Origin of the sequence: Serratia montpellierensis (genome assembly GCF_020858655.1) — a bacterium.
GTDB lineage: Bacteria > Pseudomonadota > Gammaproteobacteria > Enterobacterales > Enterobacteriaceae > Serratia > Serratia montpellierensis.
In genome coordinates this window covers 243,298-258,179 of record NZ_VOSN01000013.1, presented here as the reverse complement: position 1 = coordinate 258,179, position 14,882 = coordinate 243,298, and the positions used below count along the sequence as shown (strand labels likewise).

14 protein-coding genes are annotated in these 14,882 nt (G+C 61.0%); 4 read left to right on the top strand and 10 right to left on the bottom strand.

Annotation, left to right across the window (positions count from 1 at the left end; translation table 11 throughout):
• The first annotated feature begins 228 nt into the window (after positions 1-228).
• Complete coding sequence (hrpA, locus tag FUU19_RS13020; protein ID WP_230489898.1) at positions 229-4,116, top strand: ATP-dependent RNA helicase HrpA; 3,888 nt, start codon at positions 229-231, stop codon at positions 4,114-4,116.
• On the opposite strand, the gene FUU19_RS13015 is transcribed toward hrpA, so the two are convergent.
• Complete coding sequence (locus FUU19_RS13015; protein WP_230489897.1) at positions 4,094-5,251, bottom strand: MFS transporter; 1,158 nt, start codon at positions 5,249-5,251, stop codon at positions 4,094-4,096. The two genes, hrpA and FUU19_RS13015, sit on opposite strands and share 23 nt — an antisense overlap.
• A gap of 101 nt (positions 5,252-5,352) precedes the next feature.
• Between FUU19_RS13015 and FUU19_RS13010 the strand changes: the two genes are divergently transcribed.
• Positions 5,353-6,129, top strand: coding sequence for an AraC family transcriptional regulator (locus FUU19_RS13010; RefSeq protein ID WP_230489895.1), 777 nt, complete (start codon positions 5,353-5,355; stop codon positions 6,127-6,129).
• Between the two features lie 38 nt (positions 6,130-6,167).
• On the opposite strand, the gene FUU19_RS13005 is transcribed toward FUU19_RS13010, so the two are convergent.
• The 3 genes from FUU19_RS13005 to asr form a co-directional block, all read right to left on the bottom strand.
• Positions 6,168-6,980, bottom strand: coding sequence for a trypsin-like serine peptidase (locus tag FUU19_RS13005; RefSeq protein WP_141968584.1), 813 nt, complete (start codon positions 6,978-6,980; stop codon positions 6,168-6,170).
• A 127-nt stretch (positions 6,981-7,107) separates the two neighbouring features.
• Positions 7,108-7,188 (bottom strand): small membrane protein YdgU, encoded by an 81-nt coding sequence (gene ydgU, locus FUU19_RS24810; protein WP_455677416.1) that lies wholly within the window; start codon positions 7,186-7,188, stop codon positions 7,108-7,110.
• 86 nt (positions 7,189-7,274) lie between these two features.
• Positions 7,275-7,550, bottom strand: a complete 276-nt coding sequence (gene asr / locus FUU19_RS13000) for an acid resistance repetitive basic protein Asr (protein ID WP_025302975.1) — start codon at positions 7,548-7,550, stop codon at positions 7,275-7,277.
• Positions 7,551-7,735: 185 nt separating this feature from the next.
• Between asr and FUU19_RS12995 the strand changes: the two genes are divergently transcribed.
• Positions 7,736-8,641 (top strand): alpha/beta fold hydrolase, encoded by a 906-nt coding sequence (locus FUU19_RS12995; RefSeq protein ID WP_197834121.1) that lies wholly within the window; start codon positions 7,736-7,738, stop codon positions 8,639-8,641.
• A gap of 166 nt (positions 8,642-8,807) precedes the next feature.
• Here the strand turns inward: FUU19_RS12995 and FUU19_RS12990 are convergent, their stop codons facing one another.
• The 4 genes from FUU19_RS12990 to folM form a co-directional block, all read right to left on the bottom strand.
• Positions 8,808-10,307, bottom strand: coding sequence for a carboxypeptidase M32 (locus FUU19_RS12990; RefSeq protein WP_202669556.1), 1,500 nt, complete (start codon positions 10,305-10,307; stop codon positions 8,808-8,810).
• Positions 10,308-10,342: 35 nt separating this feature from the next.
• Positions 10,343-11,647: a two-component system sensor histidine kinase RstB gene (gene rstB / locus FUU19_RS12985; protein ID WP_230489894.1), complete on the bottom strand. Its 1,305-nt coding sequence runs from the start codon at positions 11,645-11,647 to the stop codon at positions 10,343-10,345.
• Complete coding sequence (gene rstA, locus FUU19_RS12980) at positions 11,644-12,369, bottom strand: two-component system response regulator RstA (protein WP_141968592.1); 726 nt, start codon at positions 12,367-12,369, stop codon at positions 11,644-11,646. Before rstA ends, rstB begins: the two co-directional genes overlap by 4 nt.
• 75 nt (positions 12,370-12,444) lie before the next feature.
• Positions 12,445-13,167: a dihydromonapterin reductase gene (gene folM, locus FUU19_RS12975; protein ID WP_141968594.1), complete on the bottom strand. Its 723-nt coding sequence runs from the start codon at positions 13,165-13,167 to the stop codon at positions 12,445-12,447.
• A gap of 184 nt (positions 13,168-13,351) precedes the next feature.
• Here folM and FUU19_RS12970 point away from each other — a divergent pair, with 184 nt between their 5' ends.
• Positions 13,352-13,762, top strand: a complete 411-nt coding sequence (locus FUU19_RS12970) for a hypothetical protein (RefSeq protein WP_025302970.1) — start codon at positions 13,352-13,354, stop codon at positions 13,760-13,762.
• 101 nt (positions 13,763-13,863) lie between these two features.
• Here the strand turns inward: FUU19_RS12970 and FUU19_RS12965 are convergent, their stop codons facing one another.
• Together FUU19_RS12965 and FUU19_RS12960 are read right to left on the bottom strand one after the other, a co-directional pair.
• Positions 13,864-14,259 carry a pyridoxamine 5'-phosphate oxidase family protein gene (locus FUU19_RS12965; RefSeq protein WP_141968598.1) on the bottom strand — a complete coding sequence of 132 codons (396 nt, stop codon included), beginning with the start codon at positions 14,257-14,259 and terminating at the stop codon, positions 13,864-13,866.
• A gap of 33 nt (positions 14,260-14,292) precedes the next feature.
• Positions 14,293-14,778: a DUF2753 family protein gene (locus tag FUU19_RS12960; protein ID WP_197834123.1), complete on the bottom strand. Its 486-nt coding sequence runs from the start codon at positions 14,776-14,778 to the stop codon at positions 14,293-14,295.
• Positions 14,779-14,882: the final 104 nt, after the last annotated feature.

Here is a 14,882-nt window from a genome sequence, read left to right as displayed (position 1 = left end):
GTCCCTTGCATGAAGTACATGCTATTCACATTCCCCCCACAGTGATAGCGCAATATTTCGAGATCTCCGTTCAATTTTATTGAATGACATGACGACGCTTTACTCGCGGAAGTAGGGGGAGAAAGCCGTTTGTGATAGGCTGTGCGGCTAAAGCAAAAAAATCGCTAAAAAAACATTAAACCGTTGCCAAGCCTGGCCTTGGCGGCGAAGAAACAAGGAACACCGAACGTGAAATCTCCGCTCGAGGCACTGCCGGCCCAACTGGGCGAGCTGATGCTCCGCGATCAACAACGCCTGCGTCGTCGCCTACAGGGCGCACGAAAAATCAAAAATCCCGATGCCCAGCTGGCGGTTGCCGCCGAAGTGGAAAGCGACATCGCGGCGGCGCGGCAAAAAGTTCAGGCGCGCGCCGCGTCTTGTCCGCGCATTACCTATCCGGAAAGCCTGCCGGTCAGCCAAAAAAAGCAGGACATTTTAAACGCCATTCGCGATCACCAGGTGGTGATCGTCGCCGGGGAGACCGGCTCGGGGAAAACCACCCAGTTGCCGAAGATTTGCCTGGAGTTGGGGCGTGGGGTGAAAGGGCTGATCGGCCATACCCAGCCGCGCCGTCTGGCGGCGCGCACCGTCGCCAACCGTATTGCCGACGAGCTGGAAACCTCGCTCGGCGGCAGCGTCGGCTACAAGGTGCGCTTCAACGATCAGGTGGGAGAAAATACCCTGGTCAAACTGATGACCGACGGTATTTTGCTGGCTGAAATTCAGCAGGACCGCCTGCTGATGCAGTACGACACGCTGATCATCGATGAAGCGCACGAGCGCAGCCTCAACATCGACTTTATTCTCGGCTACCTGCGCGAACTGTTGCCGAAGCGCCCGGATCTCAAGGTGATCATCACCTCGGCGACCATTGATCCGCAGCGCTTCTCGCGCCATTTCAACAATGCGCCAATCATCGAGGTTTCCGGCCGCACTTACCCGGTGGAGGTGCGCTACCGCCCGGTGGTCGACGACGGTGACGATACCGATCGCGACCAGCTGCAGGCGATTTTCGATGCGGTGGACGAACTTGGGCGCGAAGGGCCGGGCGACATTCTGATCTTCATGAGTGGCGAGCGCGAGATCCGCGATACCGCCGACGCCCTGAACCGCCTCAATCTGCCGCATACCGAGGTGCTGCCGCTGTACGCGCGCCTGTCGAACAGCGAGCAGAACCGGGTGTTCCAGTCGCACCACGGCCGCCGCATCGTGCTGGCCACCAACGTGGCGGAAACCTCGCTGACGGTGCCGGGCATCAAGTACGTCATCGATCCGGGCACCGCGCGCATCAGCCGCTACAGCTTCCGCACCAAGGTGCAGCGCCTGCCGATCGAACCGGTGTCGCAGGCCTCCGCCAACCAGCGTAAAGGGCGCTGCGGCCGCGTCTCGGAAGGGGTGTGCATCCGTCTGTACTCCGAGCAGGATTTCCTCTCGCGGCCGGCGTTTACCGATCCGGAAATTCTGCGCACCAACCTGGCGTCGGTCATTTTGCAGATGACCTCGCTGGGGCTGGGTGACATCGCCGCGTTTCCGTTCGTCGAGGCGCCGGACAAGCGCAATATTCAGGATGGCGTGCGCCTGTTGGAAGAGCTGGGGGCGATCGCTACCGCCGACAACGGCCACTATCAGCTGACGCCGCAGGGCCGGCAGCTGGCGCAGTTGCCTATCGACCCGCGTCTGGCGCGTATGGTGCTGGAAGCGCAGAAGAGCGGCAGCGTGCGCGAGGTGATGATCATCACCGCCGCGCTGTCGATTCAGGATCCGCGTGAGCGCCCGATGGACAAGCAGCAGGCCTCGGATGAGAAACACCGCCGCTTCGCCGACAAAGACTCGGATTTCCTGGCGTTCGTCAACCTGTGGGATTATCTGCAGGAGCAGCAAAAGGCGAACTCCTCCAGCCAGTTCCGCCGGCTGTGCCGCAACGATTTCCTCAACTACCTGCGGGTGCGCGAGTGGCAGGATATCTATACCCAGCTGCGCCAGGTGGTGAAAGAGCTGGGGCTGCCGATCAACAGCACGCCTTCCGACTACCGCAGCGTGCACACCGCGCTGCTGACCGGCTTGCTGTCGCACATTGGCCAGAAGGATGCGGACAAGCAGGAATTTACCGGCGCGCGCAACGCCCGCTTCTCGATCTTCCCCGGCTCCGGCCTGTTCAAGAAGCCGCCGAAGTGGACCATGGTGGCCGAACTGGTGGAAACCAGCCGCCTGTGGGGACGCATCGCCGCCCGCATCGAACCGGAATGGATCGAGCCGCTGGCTCAGCACCTGGTGAAACACAGCTACAGCGAGCCGCACTGGTCGAAGTCGCAGGGCGCGGTGATGGCCAGCGAAAAGGTCACGCTGTTCGGTCTGCCGATCGTTGCGGCGCGCCAGGTCAACTACGGCTCCATCGATCCGTTGCTGTGCCGCGAGCTGTTTATTCGCCATGCGCTGGTGGAGGGCGACTGGCAGACGCGCCACGCCTTCTTCCGCGAAAACCAAAAGCTGCGCGCCGAAGTGGAGGAGCTGGAGCATAAATCGCGCCGCCGCGACATTCTGGTGGACGACGAAACGCTGTTCGGCTTCTACGATCGCCGCATCCCCAACGACGTGGTTTCCGGCCGTCATTTCGACAGCTGGTGGAAGAACGCGGCCAAACAGCAGCCGGACTTGCTGAACTTCGAAAAAGAGATGCTGATCAAGGACGGCGCCAACAAGATCAGCGCGCTCGACTACCCGAACTTCTGGCATCAGGGCAACCTCAAGCTGCGGCTGAGCTACCAGTTCGAACCGGGCACCGACGCCGACGGGGTGACGGTGCACATTCCGCTGCCGATCCTCAATCAGGTGGAGGAGCAGGGCTTTGAATGGCAGATCCCGGGCATCCGCCGCGAGCTGGTGATTGCGCTGATCAAGTCGCTGCCGAAGCCGGTGCGTCGCAACTTCGTGCCGGCACCGAACTACGCCGAGGCGTTCCTTGGCCGCGTAACGGCGCTGGAATTGCCGCTGCTGGACGCCCTGGAGCGCGAACTGCGGCGCATGACCGGCGTGACCGTGTCACGTGATGACTGGCAGTGGGATCAGGTGCCCGATCATCTGAAGATGACTTTCCGCGTGGTGGGCGAGAAAAACCAGACGCTGCGCGAAGGCAAAGACCTGGCCGCGTTGCGCCTGCAGCTGAAAGAGAAGGTGCAGGAAACGCTGTCGGCGGTGGCCGACGACGGGCTGGAGCAGAGCAATCTGCATGTCTGGAGCTTTGGCCAACTGCCGGCGTTTTACGAGCAGAAGCGCGGCGGCTATTCGATGAAGGCTTACCCGGCGCTGGTGGATGAAAAGGACAGCGTGGCGATCCGCCTGTTCGACAGCGAAAGCGAGCAGCAACAGGCGATGTGGCAGGGCACGCGCCGCCTGCTGCTATTGAATATTCCTTCGCCGATCAAATACCTGCATGAAAAGCTGCCGAACAAGGCCAAGCTGGGGCTCTATTTCAACCCGTACGGCAAGGTGCTGGAGCTGATCGACGATTGCATTTCGTGCGGCATTGACAAGCTGATCGCCGAACACGGCGGCCCGGTCTGGCAAGAGGAAGACTTTGCACGGTTGCAGGAGCAGATCCGCGCCGAGCTGAACGACACGGTCGTTGAGGTGGCCAAGCAGGTTGAGCAGATCCTGACGGCGGTCTTCAACATCAACAAACGGCTGAAGGGCCGGGTGGACATGTCGTTGGCGCTGGCGCTGTCGGACATCAAGACCCAGCTCGGCGGGCTGGTCTACCGCGGCTTCGTGACCGGCAACGGGTGGAAACGCCTGCCGGATACGCTGCGTTACCTGCAGGCGATCGAGCGCCGATTGGAAAAATTGGCTATCGATCCGCACCGCGACCGCGCGCAGATGTTGCGGGTGGAGCAGGTGCAGCAGGCCTGGCAGCAGTGGCTGAACAAGCTGCCGCCGAAGCGACAGCAGGAGGAAGAGGTAAAAGCGGTGCGCTGGATGATCGAAGAGCTGCGCGTCAGCCTGTTCGCACAGCAGCTGGGCACGCCTTACCCGATCTCCGACAAGCGCATTCTGCAAACTATCGAGCAGCTTTCGGGCTAAGCTCAGGCGCGCCGGCCGGCAAGCGGCCGGCGCACCACAGGCTCAACAGGCCGCACAGCAGCAGCGTGGCGGCCAAATCCTGCCCGCGCGCCGCGATCGTCAGCCCCAGACCGATCAGCAGGTAGTACAGCAGCCCAAATAACGCACCGGCGGTGCCGAGTTGCTGCCGGTAGCGGGTCAGCGCCTGGCTCAGCACATTCGGGATAGCCAACCCGAACACCAGCATCACCAGCCCACAGGGAAGCAGCATCCACAGGCTGTGTTGCCACCAGAACAGTGCCACGCCGCTGGCTACCGCCAGCAATCCCCCCAGCAGGATCTGACGTTTGGCGCTGACGCCGCGCGCCAGCAGGTGGCGGTTTAATAGCGCCCCCGCCAGGCTGCCCAGTGCCAGCATCACGCCCGAGTAGCCAAACTGTTGGCTGCTCAATCCCAGCCTTTCGAACATGAATGGCGCCAGGCTGAAGTAGCTGAACACCATGATATTGAAGCTGGCGACCAACAGTGCCGAACACCAGATGTGCCGATCGCGCAGCATCGTCGTCAGGGCAATGCCCGGTGCGGCGTCCGTTGCGATCTGCCGCTGCCGCGTTTCCGGCAACGTGCCGTAGCTCCACAGCAGCAGCGCCAGCGCCCAGGCTGCCTGTGCGATGAAGATCGCAGCGCTGCCGCCCCAGGCGACCAGCGCGCCGCCGGCAAACATCCCCAGCAGCGGGCTGATGGAGAGCGCGATGCCGACCAGCGCGAACATGCGCCCCAGCGCCGGGCCTTGATAGACATCACGCAGCATGGTTTGCGTGACGATTGAACCGACCGCGGCGCCGAAGGCGATCAGCGCACGGGCGGCCAGCAACAGCGTGAAACTGCCGCTCAGCAGCGCAATGCCGGCGCCGACCAGATAGAGCGCCAGGCCGGCCAGCATCGCCGGACGGCGGCCGAAGCGATCGCAGAAGACGCCCCAAAAGGCGACGCCGAGGGCGAAGGCGAAGAAATAGATGGATAACGTCTGCCCGGCCTGCGCGGCGCTGATACCGAAATCGCTGCGGATGGCGGTAAGCGCCGGGCTGTACAGCGTTTCCAGGATCTGCGGCGTCATGATGGCGGTGACGAGCAGCGGTAAAGATAAGCGTTGCATGATGCCCATTCTCCCTAAAAGTTAAGGCGGCCAGTATAGGGAGCGGCGTTTTGTTCGATTACAATCATTAGGACAAAAAACAACAGATATAGGACAATCCGATGGCGCTGATTCAACAGCATCACCCGTTCGACCCGGATCGGCTGCCGGCACCGGTGCTTGGCATCGCGGCCGAACTGGCGGAGCACGACTCCGGGCTGCATTGGCATCAGCGTTCGCAGCTGCTGTATGCGCCGCAGGGGTGCATGACGGTCACGTTGGCGCAGCAGTGGTTGATTTTGCCGCCGACGCGCAGCGTCTGGATACCGGGCGGCATTGCGCATCGGGTGCAGCTGCGCGGCCGCGTCGCTTATCGCTCGCTGTATTTCGATCCGGCGCTGACGGCCGTCATGCCGCCACAGGCTGCGGTGCTGGCGGTGAACCCGCTGTTGGCGGCGATCGTCGAGCGCATCGCGCACTGGCCGCTGGACTATGCGTTGGCGCAGCCCCAGGCGCGCGATTTGCTGGCGGTGTTGATCAATGAGCTGGGCGGGGCGCAGCGAGAGAAGACCCAACTGCGGCTGCCGCAGGACAGGCGTCTTGCCGCCTGGCTGGCCACGCTGCCGGAGAGCGACGAGTTACCAGCGTTGGCGGCGTTGGCGCAGCGCTTGAATCTGCACGCTAAAACGCTAACGCGGCTGTTTCAGCGAGAAACCGGCCTGAGCTATCAGCAGTGGTGCCAGCAGTGGCGTCTGATGCGCGCAATCGAGCTGCTGGCGGCGTTGCCGTCGGTCAGCGCGGTGGCGCAGCGGTTGGGGTTTTCCAGCGACAGCGCGTTTATCGCCTTTTTCCGTCAGTTCACCGGCACCACGCCGCGGCGCTATATGCAAGGGGGCTGATAAAGCACAACGGCGCATAATGCGCCGCTGCGAGAGGATTATTTGCCTGCGGCCAGGGCGTCCAGCGCTTCGCGGATGCCGGGCACCGCCAGGGCGCGGTTATCGGCGCGATAGCGATCTTTCGCCGCCGGCGCCGAACTTTGGATGGCGATCAGCTGCCAGCCGTCGGCGGTTTTCAACAGCAGCGGTGAACCGCTGTCGCCGGGCAGGGTATCGCACTGGTGTGACAGTACGCCTTGCTGGGCCCAGCCGGTGACCTTGCAGTTTTGGTGGCTGTAAAGGTCATCCAGATGATCTTCCGGGTAACCCGCTTGGGTTATCAGCCGTTTGGCCTGTTTCAGGGCCTGAGTCAGCGCCTTGCTGTCGCCTTGCCACAGCGGCAGCGGGGCGATCGGCAGCGGCTTTTTGTCTTTCAGACGGATCAGCGCAAAGTCATAGGCGGCAGCGGCGGGCGGCACGATCCAGCCATCGCCGTCCGGCTTCAGCTTTTTGCCCAGCTTGCTGTCGACCAGGGTCTCGATATTGCCGGTTTGATACTGCCAGGATTTATCGCCTGCCACAAAGCGCAGGGCGATGGCCTTATCCAGTTGCCCGGGCGGTGCCAGCACGCAGTGGCCGGCGGTTAACGCCAGGTGCGGGGAGATCAGCGTGGCGGTACACAGATTGCCGCTGGCGGTTTCGATCTGGCCAATGGCCTGCCACGGTTGGGCGGCGGTATCCGTGACCTTGATTCGTTCATCTTTGCCGAAAAACAGACGCGTTTGCTCGGCCTTGGACGGGCCGTCGGCGCGTGCCGCCTGAGCAGCGATGAGTGGGAGTAAGCACAGCAACGGTAAAACGGATATGCGCATAGATCTCTTGCCTGACAAATACGGATCATCCATAAACACACTGAATGCTAACTATAGACTGATTTAGCAGCCATGTGGATGGGCAATAATTGATTTTTCAATAATTTCCCGCCGGCGACGCGGCAGGCTACAGGTAAAAAAAGACGGCGATCAGTCCACAAAGGATCAGGGCGGTCAGAACGATCTCGAACAGGTAGCGGCGCAGCATCAATGAGAACCCCCCGATGAAAAAACACCCGGCGAACCGGGTGTCGTACACGTCAAGCCTGAAGCGGTGAGGGGACCCTCACGTCATTACGCTTTTTTGTGGCTGGCTTTCTTGTGGTGCTTTTTAGCCGCCTGGGCTTTTTGAGCCGGGGCTTTCTTACCGGCTTTTTTGTGATGCTTTTTGGCCGCCTGAGCTTTCTGAACCGGGGCTTTCTTGCCGTGGTGTTTCACCTGAGCTTTAGCCGGCGCAGCGGTGGCGGTGGTTGCGGTAGCCGCAGGTGCGGTGGTGGCAGCTTCGGCAGCGAAAGCCACGGAAGACAGACCCATTGCAGCGGCAACAACCAGAGCTAATACTTTTTTCATCGCAGAATCCTCAACATGACTTTTGGGTATCAACCCCACTGCGGGGCCGTTGAAATGATAGTAGGCAAATGGCGCCCGGCTTTCCGTGAGTGATTGGTTTCGGCTTGTAACCTAATGTACAGGGCGGCGGCGGCAAAGGGGATTGCTGCTATAATGACCGCCAGGCGCGATAAAAGGGATTTAAAATGAAAGAGATAACGATTCGCTGTGGCGTGACGGAACAGGGCGAGGTGCCGCTGGCCTATGAGGACTGGGGCGATGAGACGCACCCGCCGCTGCTGCTCATCATGGGCATCGGCGCGCAGCTTCTGTTGTGGCCTGACGATTTCTGCCGCGCCCTGGTGGCCAAGGGGTTTCGGGTGATCCGTTATGACAACCGCGACGTCGGTCTTTCCGGCAAAACGCAGGCGCAGCGCGCGCAGCCGCTGTGGCTACTGATGCTGCGCGCCCAGCTCGGTTGGCAAACGGCGGTGCCTTATACCCTGGCGGACATGGCAACGGACGCGGCGCATCTGCTCGATCACCTGCGCATCCCGCAGGCTCACGTACTGGGCGCCTCGATGGGGGGGATGATCGCCCAGGTGCTGGCCGCCGACTATCCGCAGCGCGTCGCTTCATTATGTATCTTGTTCTCCAGCACCAATCAGCCACTGTTACCGCCGCCGGCGCCTTCGCTGCTGTGGCTGTTGGTGCGCCGGCCCGCGGCCGATTTGACGCCGCAGCAGCGCCATGAAGGTATGAAAGCCTTCCTGCGTGCGCTCGGCACCCGGTTTTACCCGCCGGAAGAGGCGGAATTGGATGCGTTGGTGAAGCGGCTGCTGAAGCGGGGCGTGGATCCGGCAGGCATGCAGCGGCAACTTTCCGCGTTGCTCGGCAGCGGCGATCTGCGTCGTTACAGCCGGCGCATCGCTGCACCGACGCTGGTCATTCACGGCGATCGCGATCGGCTGGTGCGTAAGGCGGGCGGAGTGGCGATCGCCCGCGCGGTCGTCAACGCCAAATTGCATATTATGCCGGGCATGGGGCATGACCTGCCGGCCCCGTTGAGGCCGCAGCTGGCGGCGATGATCGCCCGTCACGCACTGGGATGAGAGGCCGGAACGCCGGCGTTTTTACTATTTTAGTTACAACATACTTATGGTGAGTGGCCACCCGCCACTCTGTAGCCAAGGCGTTGCCGGCACAGAACCTGCGTTATGAAGCATTATTCGGTCTTGCAGGCGGGAAAAGGGCGCGGCAGGGCCGCGCCAGGAGAGATTACAGGTAGCGGTTTTCCAAATGCTGACGGAAGTAGCGTGGATTGAGCGCTTCGCCGGTCGCGTTGGCGATCAGCGTCTCGGTCGGGAAGCGGCTACCGTGGCGCCAGATGTTGTGCTGCAGCCAGTGGAACAGCGGCTGCAGATTGCCGGCGGCGATATCCTCGCTCAGCGAAGGCAGGGCCTGGCGCACGCTGTGGAACAGCTGCGCGGCGTACATTGCGCCGAGGGTGTACGTCGGGAAGTAGCCGAACGCGCCGTCGGTCCAGTGGATATCCTGCATGCAGCCGTTGCGATAATTACCGATGGTGTCGAGGCCGAGGTAAGCGTGCATCTTTTCATTCCACAAGGCCGGAATGTCTTCCACTTCGACCTCGCCTTCGATCAACGCTTTTTCAATTTCGTAGCGCAGGATGACGTGGGCAGGATAGCTCACCTCGTCGGCGTCGACGCGGATCAGGCCCGGTTTAACGCGCTGGTTGAGGCGAATGAAGTTGGCTTCTTCCAGCGCCGGCTGTTCGCCAAACTGCGCGGTGACCAGCGGACGCAAGATTTTCAGGAATTCATTGCCGCGCGCCAGCTGCATTTCGAACAGCAGGCTCTGCGATTCGTGGATGGCGGTTGAGCGGGCCAGCGCGACCGGCTGGCCGAGCAGATCGCGCGGCAGGTTCTGCTCGTAGCGGGCGTGGCCGGTCTCGTGCACGATGCCCAGCAGCGCGGTCAAAAACTCCTTCTCGTTGTAACGCGTGGTGATGCGCACATCTTCCGGCACGCCGCCGCAGAATGGGTGAGCGCTGACGTCGACGCGGCCGTTGTCGAAGTTGAAACCGAGCAGTTTCATCACGCTGAGGCTCAGGTGGCGCTGGGTGTCTACATTGAACGGGCCTTGCGGCGTCTGGCAAGGTTCATTGGCCTGTTTGGCCACCACGCGCTGCAACAGGTCCGGCAGCCAGGTCTTCAGATCGCCGAAGATGCGGTCGAGGTCACTGCTGCGCATGCCCGGCTCATACAGGTTGAGCAGGGCGTCGTAACGGCTGGTGCCGGCCGCCTGTGCGCGGATCTGCGCCTCTTCCCGGCTGAGTTTGACCACTTCGCGCAGGTTCTCGGCGAAGCCGTCCCAGTCGTTGGCCGGGCGCTGGGCGCGCCAGGCGTGTTCGCAGCGCGCGCCGGCCAGCGATTTGGCCTCGACCAGCGACGCCGGCAGCAGCACCGCGTCCTCATATTGGCGGCGCATTTCGCGCAGATTGGCGCGGTCGAGCTCGTCCAGCGTCTCTTGCTGCGCGCGATCCAACAGCGCACCGGTGCTTTCCGCCGTTAAAATCTGGTGCTGCAGCACGCTCAGCTCGGCCAGCGCTTCGGAACGCGCCTTGCTGCCGCCCGGCGGCATCATGGTCTGCATGTCCCAACCGGCGATGGCGGACAGGTGGCCGAAACGCGACAGCCGGCTGAACAGAGCGCGCAGGTGATCGTAAGCAGAAGTGTTGGAATGTGCAGATGTCATTATTATTCGGCTCCAATGAGAAGGGTCCGGCGGTATTACGCCAGATCGGCTTTTAAACTGAATGTCGGCTTCACCGGCCAGCAGAAACGGAAGCTGGCGCCGCCGAGCGAACTGCCTTCGACGAACACCTGTCCCTGGTAGGCGACGGCGATGGAATGGACAATGGCCAGCCCCAGCCCGCAGCCACCGGTGGCGCGATCGCGGCTGGGATCGAGGCGGACGAAAGGTTCGAACACCCGTTCGCGCTCTTCCGGCGGGATGCCCGGCCCGTCATCCTCGACCTGCAAGCAGGCGAGGTCGCCGTCAAACCACAGGCCCACGCGCAGGCGCTGCTCGGAATAGCGCAACGCGTTGTTGACCAGGTTGTCGAGCACGCGTTCCATCAGGCGCAGATCGACGCCGCCGAAGTCGCCGACGTGCGGGATATCGAGCTGGATGTCGCGTTCCTGATGAATAAGACGGATATCGTCGACCTTGTCCTCGAGCCACTTTGGCAGATCGATGGGTTCAATGTTTAACGCAACCTGCGGACGGTCCAGACGGGCGTAGGTCAGCAGCTCGTCGATCAGCGACTCCAACTGGCCGATATCGCGGTTCAGCGCCTGCTGCTCGCTGTCGGACAGGTTATCGCTCATTTCGAGCCGATAACGCAGGCGCACCAGCGGCGTCCGCAGCTCGTGGGCGATGCCGTCGATCAGCTGTTTCTTACTGGCGATCAGGGTGTTGACGTTGTCGGCCATCTGGTTGAACGCCACGCCAAGCCGGCTCAGGCTGGAGGTGGGGTCAAAGTGGGTACGCTCATCCAGATGACCGGCGCCGAGGCGCTGGGCGGCGTTTTCCAGCTTGAGCAGGTCTTGCCAGTGCGGCCGCATCCACAGAAACACCGGCAGCGCCAGCGACATGCCGATAAACACCAGCAACACCAGATCCAGCAGGCGCATCTGGTGCAGATAGAACAGATAAGGAATCGGGCCGACCACCAACACATAGTGGCTGCGCGGAATGCGCTGCATAAAGGTGTATTGATCGTCGAGGGCGATGATCTCCCCCAGCCGCAGCCGCTTTTTCAGATCTTCGCTCAGTTCCTGTTTACCGAGCGGCTCGATATGCAGTTTGAACGACAGGTTGAAATCCAGCGTGGCGATGGTCTTGTTCCAGTCCTTCAGCGGGATTTCGCGCAGCTCGCTGCGCATCAGGTACAGCGAGCTTTTCATCAAATCGTCCATCGACTGGCGGCCGGCGCGCTCGGCGGTCACCTTGTACACCAGGCCGACCAGCATCGCCATCACCAGAAAACAGACGAACAGCAACAGGAAGAACTGGACGAAAAGTTTTCTCATTGTTGCACCGATGCCCAGGCGTTAGGGGCGAACAGATAACCTTTATTGCGCACGGTCTTGATGCGGAACGGCTCCAGCGCATTGTCGTACAGTTTGCGGCGCAGGCGCGAGATTGCCACGTCGATGCTGCGATCCATGCCGTCGTAACTCACGCCGCGCAGGTTTTTCAGCAACGCCTCGCGATCCATGATCTGTCCGGCGTGGGTCGCCAGCTCCCACAGCAGATCGAAATCCGAGGTGGACAGAGTGACCGTTTCTTCGCCCAGCGTGACCTGGCGGTTGACCGGATCGATGCACAGCAGCCCAAAATGCAGCGCGTTGTGCTGGGTGAGCGGCTGAACCGACTCTTCTTTCGGCTGCTGGCTGTGTTGGCGCAGGTGCAAACGCAGGCGCGCCAGCAACACCGCCGGCGGCGTGGTTTTCAGGATATAGTCGTTGGCGCCCATCTCCAGCGACAGGATATGGTTCATGTCGCTGTCGAGCGAGGTGAGCAGCACGATCGGGCCGGGGAAGGTGGGGCGCAGATCGCGGCACAGCGTCATGCCGTCTTTGCCGGGCAGCATGATGTCCAGCAGCACCAAATCGGGTTGCTCGCGCTCGATGCGCGCCTGCGCGCTGTCGCCGCGCGGCTCGATCAGCACCTCGATGTCGTGTTTGCCCAGATAGGCGGCGATCAGTTTGCCGACTTCAGGATCGTCTTCCACAAAAACAATTTTATGCATATGCCCGTGTTTTAATAAGAAAAGCGGATTTCAGCATAGCGCGGCCTGCGAGGATGCGCCATGCGGATCTTTGCGTCAGCGCAGCGGCCGCCCGCCGTCGACGCCGTGGGTGCGGCCGGTCACGTAGCGGCTTTCCAGCAGATAGTTCACCAGATTGACCACCTCGCTCTCGCCCGGCGCGACCTTCATCAGCGACTTCGCCAGCGCCTGTTGGCGATAGGCTTCATCGTCGCCCGCATTGAAGATGATCAGCGCCGGCGCGATGGCGTTGACCTTGACCTCTGGCGCCAGCTTACGGGCGAACGATCGGGTCATATTGTCCAGCGCGGCCTTGCTGGCGGCGTAGGCGATGTGTTTGTCGCTGCCTTTTTCCACCACGTAGTCGGTCAGATGGATAATGTCCGCGCCTGCCTGGCCCTGGCCGGTCAGGCAGGATTCGAGCAGCTGGTTGAGCAAATAGGGCGTATAGACGTGAATTTGCAGCATCGCCGCCATTACCTGCTCCGGCGGCACCTCCGGCGACTCGGCTTGCCAGGCGCTGGCATTGTGTATCACCGCGCGCAGTTTGGGTGCCACTTGCCGTACCCGATCGGCGAAACGGTAGATGCCTTCGTGCGTGGAAAAATCGCCCTGAATGCAGCAGGCGCCCAAGGCTTTCAACTCGGCCATCGCCGGATATTCGCTGCGATAGGCGATGATGACGGGAACGCCGCGCTCGAGAAACGCTTTGGCGAGCGCCAGCCCGATGCGCCGCGCGCCGCCGGTAATCAGCACCGGGGCAGAGTTGGGGTGTTCCATTGATTAAAGCTCCTGGACAGACTGGCAAACAATAGGGGAATTATGCCATTATACGGCGGAAAGTCGTTAAAGCTTCGCATGATTATCCATTTCTGGATGTAAGATCCCCAATGCATTTCAGGTTGTCGCCCGGCGGCGGCTTGAAAGACCACGGGTTAACACTGGCCATGAGAGGAATGAGGGGATGAACAGCAATCACCTTGCATCCATCGCGCGCAGTGAGAAAATCTGTTTCGACTACATGGATTTTCTGTCCGCATCGTGCAGGAAGCACTGGCGCTTTGTTGATGCTATTTATGGTGTGATGCCGATCTTCGGCATGGTGTTGAAATCGCGCGTGACCACGTCACAAACGCGCAAAGAGCAGTTGAAAGAGCTGGCGCTGCAGGTGGTGTCAACGCAGGTTAGCGATGAAACCAATATCGTGCGCCTGATTGACCTGGCGCAGCAGCAGGGCCTGACGGTATTTGATATTCAGTTGCCCTATGCGCTGGAGGCGCAACAGCTGGCGGCCATTCAGAAAGAGTGCGCGGAAGGCATCGCGATTGCCCTGGTGGGTGAGCGCATGACCGTCACCATTCCCCCTAAAAGCTGACCGGGTGCATCGACCCGGCCGCCCGTTCATGGTTAGGCAATTGACTGACCGCGATGGCCTAACCATGAACGTGAAACCCCATGCCGCGCAACGCTTGCCGTCTAAAGTCGGGTCCCGGCATTAGGACCGGAGCGCAGGGTATAAATACTGTCTATATGAATAAGCACCGCGTATTTCGGCGGTTTCATTCCATTTTTTTCTGCAAATGCCAGCGCCTCGTCAAACGGTTTGCCCGCCAGAAACAGTTCGGGCGTGCCGATGAAGCGGTAACCGTCCAGCGCCTCGCGATCGATGACCACAACGGCCATTTTCGATCCTTCCCTGATATTTTGCAGCGTCTGGCCACCGGTATTTTCGTTGTAAATCAGGGTACGGTCATCATAAAGGCGCAGAGAACGCTTGGGGCCGATATCGGGCACGCCATCCGGGCTGCTGGTTGCCTGCACAGGCAGCTGTTTGGCCAGCATTTTCTTCATGTCGTCATTCAATTCATTCATTGGCAGATTACCCCTCAGGTCGTGATGTCGTTGTTAATGCACGGTGGCGGAATGGTTTGCCGCAGGTGCGCAGACGCCGGTTTCCGGCAGTTTATGTTCGCGCAGCACCTGCAGCGTCTCTATTCGGAAACGCAGCAGGTGCCGTTCGGCGATCTGCTGCATCTGTTCGCACAGCGAGGTATCGTCCATCACTTGCTCAATGGCGAGCCGGGCCTGATGCACGTGCGGCTCAACGCCGCGCAGGGGCTTTTGCCGCAGGCGTAGATGGGTCATGTTGTTGAACGTGACGATCAGCGCGGCAAGGGCTGATTCGAAAATATTCAGCGCTTCAAATCTGGCGGCATAGTCCGCATTCAGCCAGGGTTTCTCGGCGAGGATCGCCTGAGCGAGTTCCAGCGCCTGCTGATAGTGCGTCATTGCCAGGCGATCGCGTTGCTGATTGAACGCCGTGTTGCCTTCGGCGATCGACGTTTCCCAGGCGGCAAACAAGGGTAATGCGTGCAGCAGTTTTTCAGCCATGAAATGCCTTCCATTTTCAGTCTGTCCTAACAAGACCTCCTGATGTTTCCCATCGGAGGCCTCATCCACGTCCTGCCGGTGATGCTATAAATGATAATGATAAT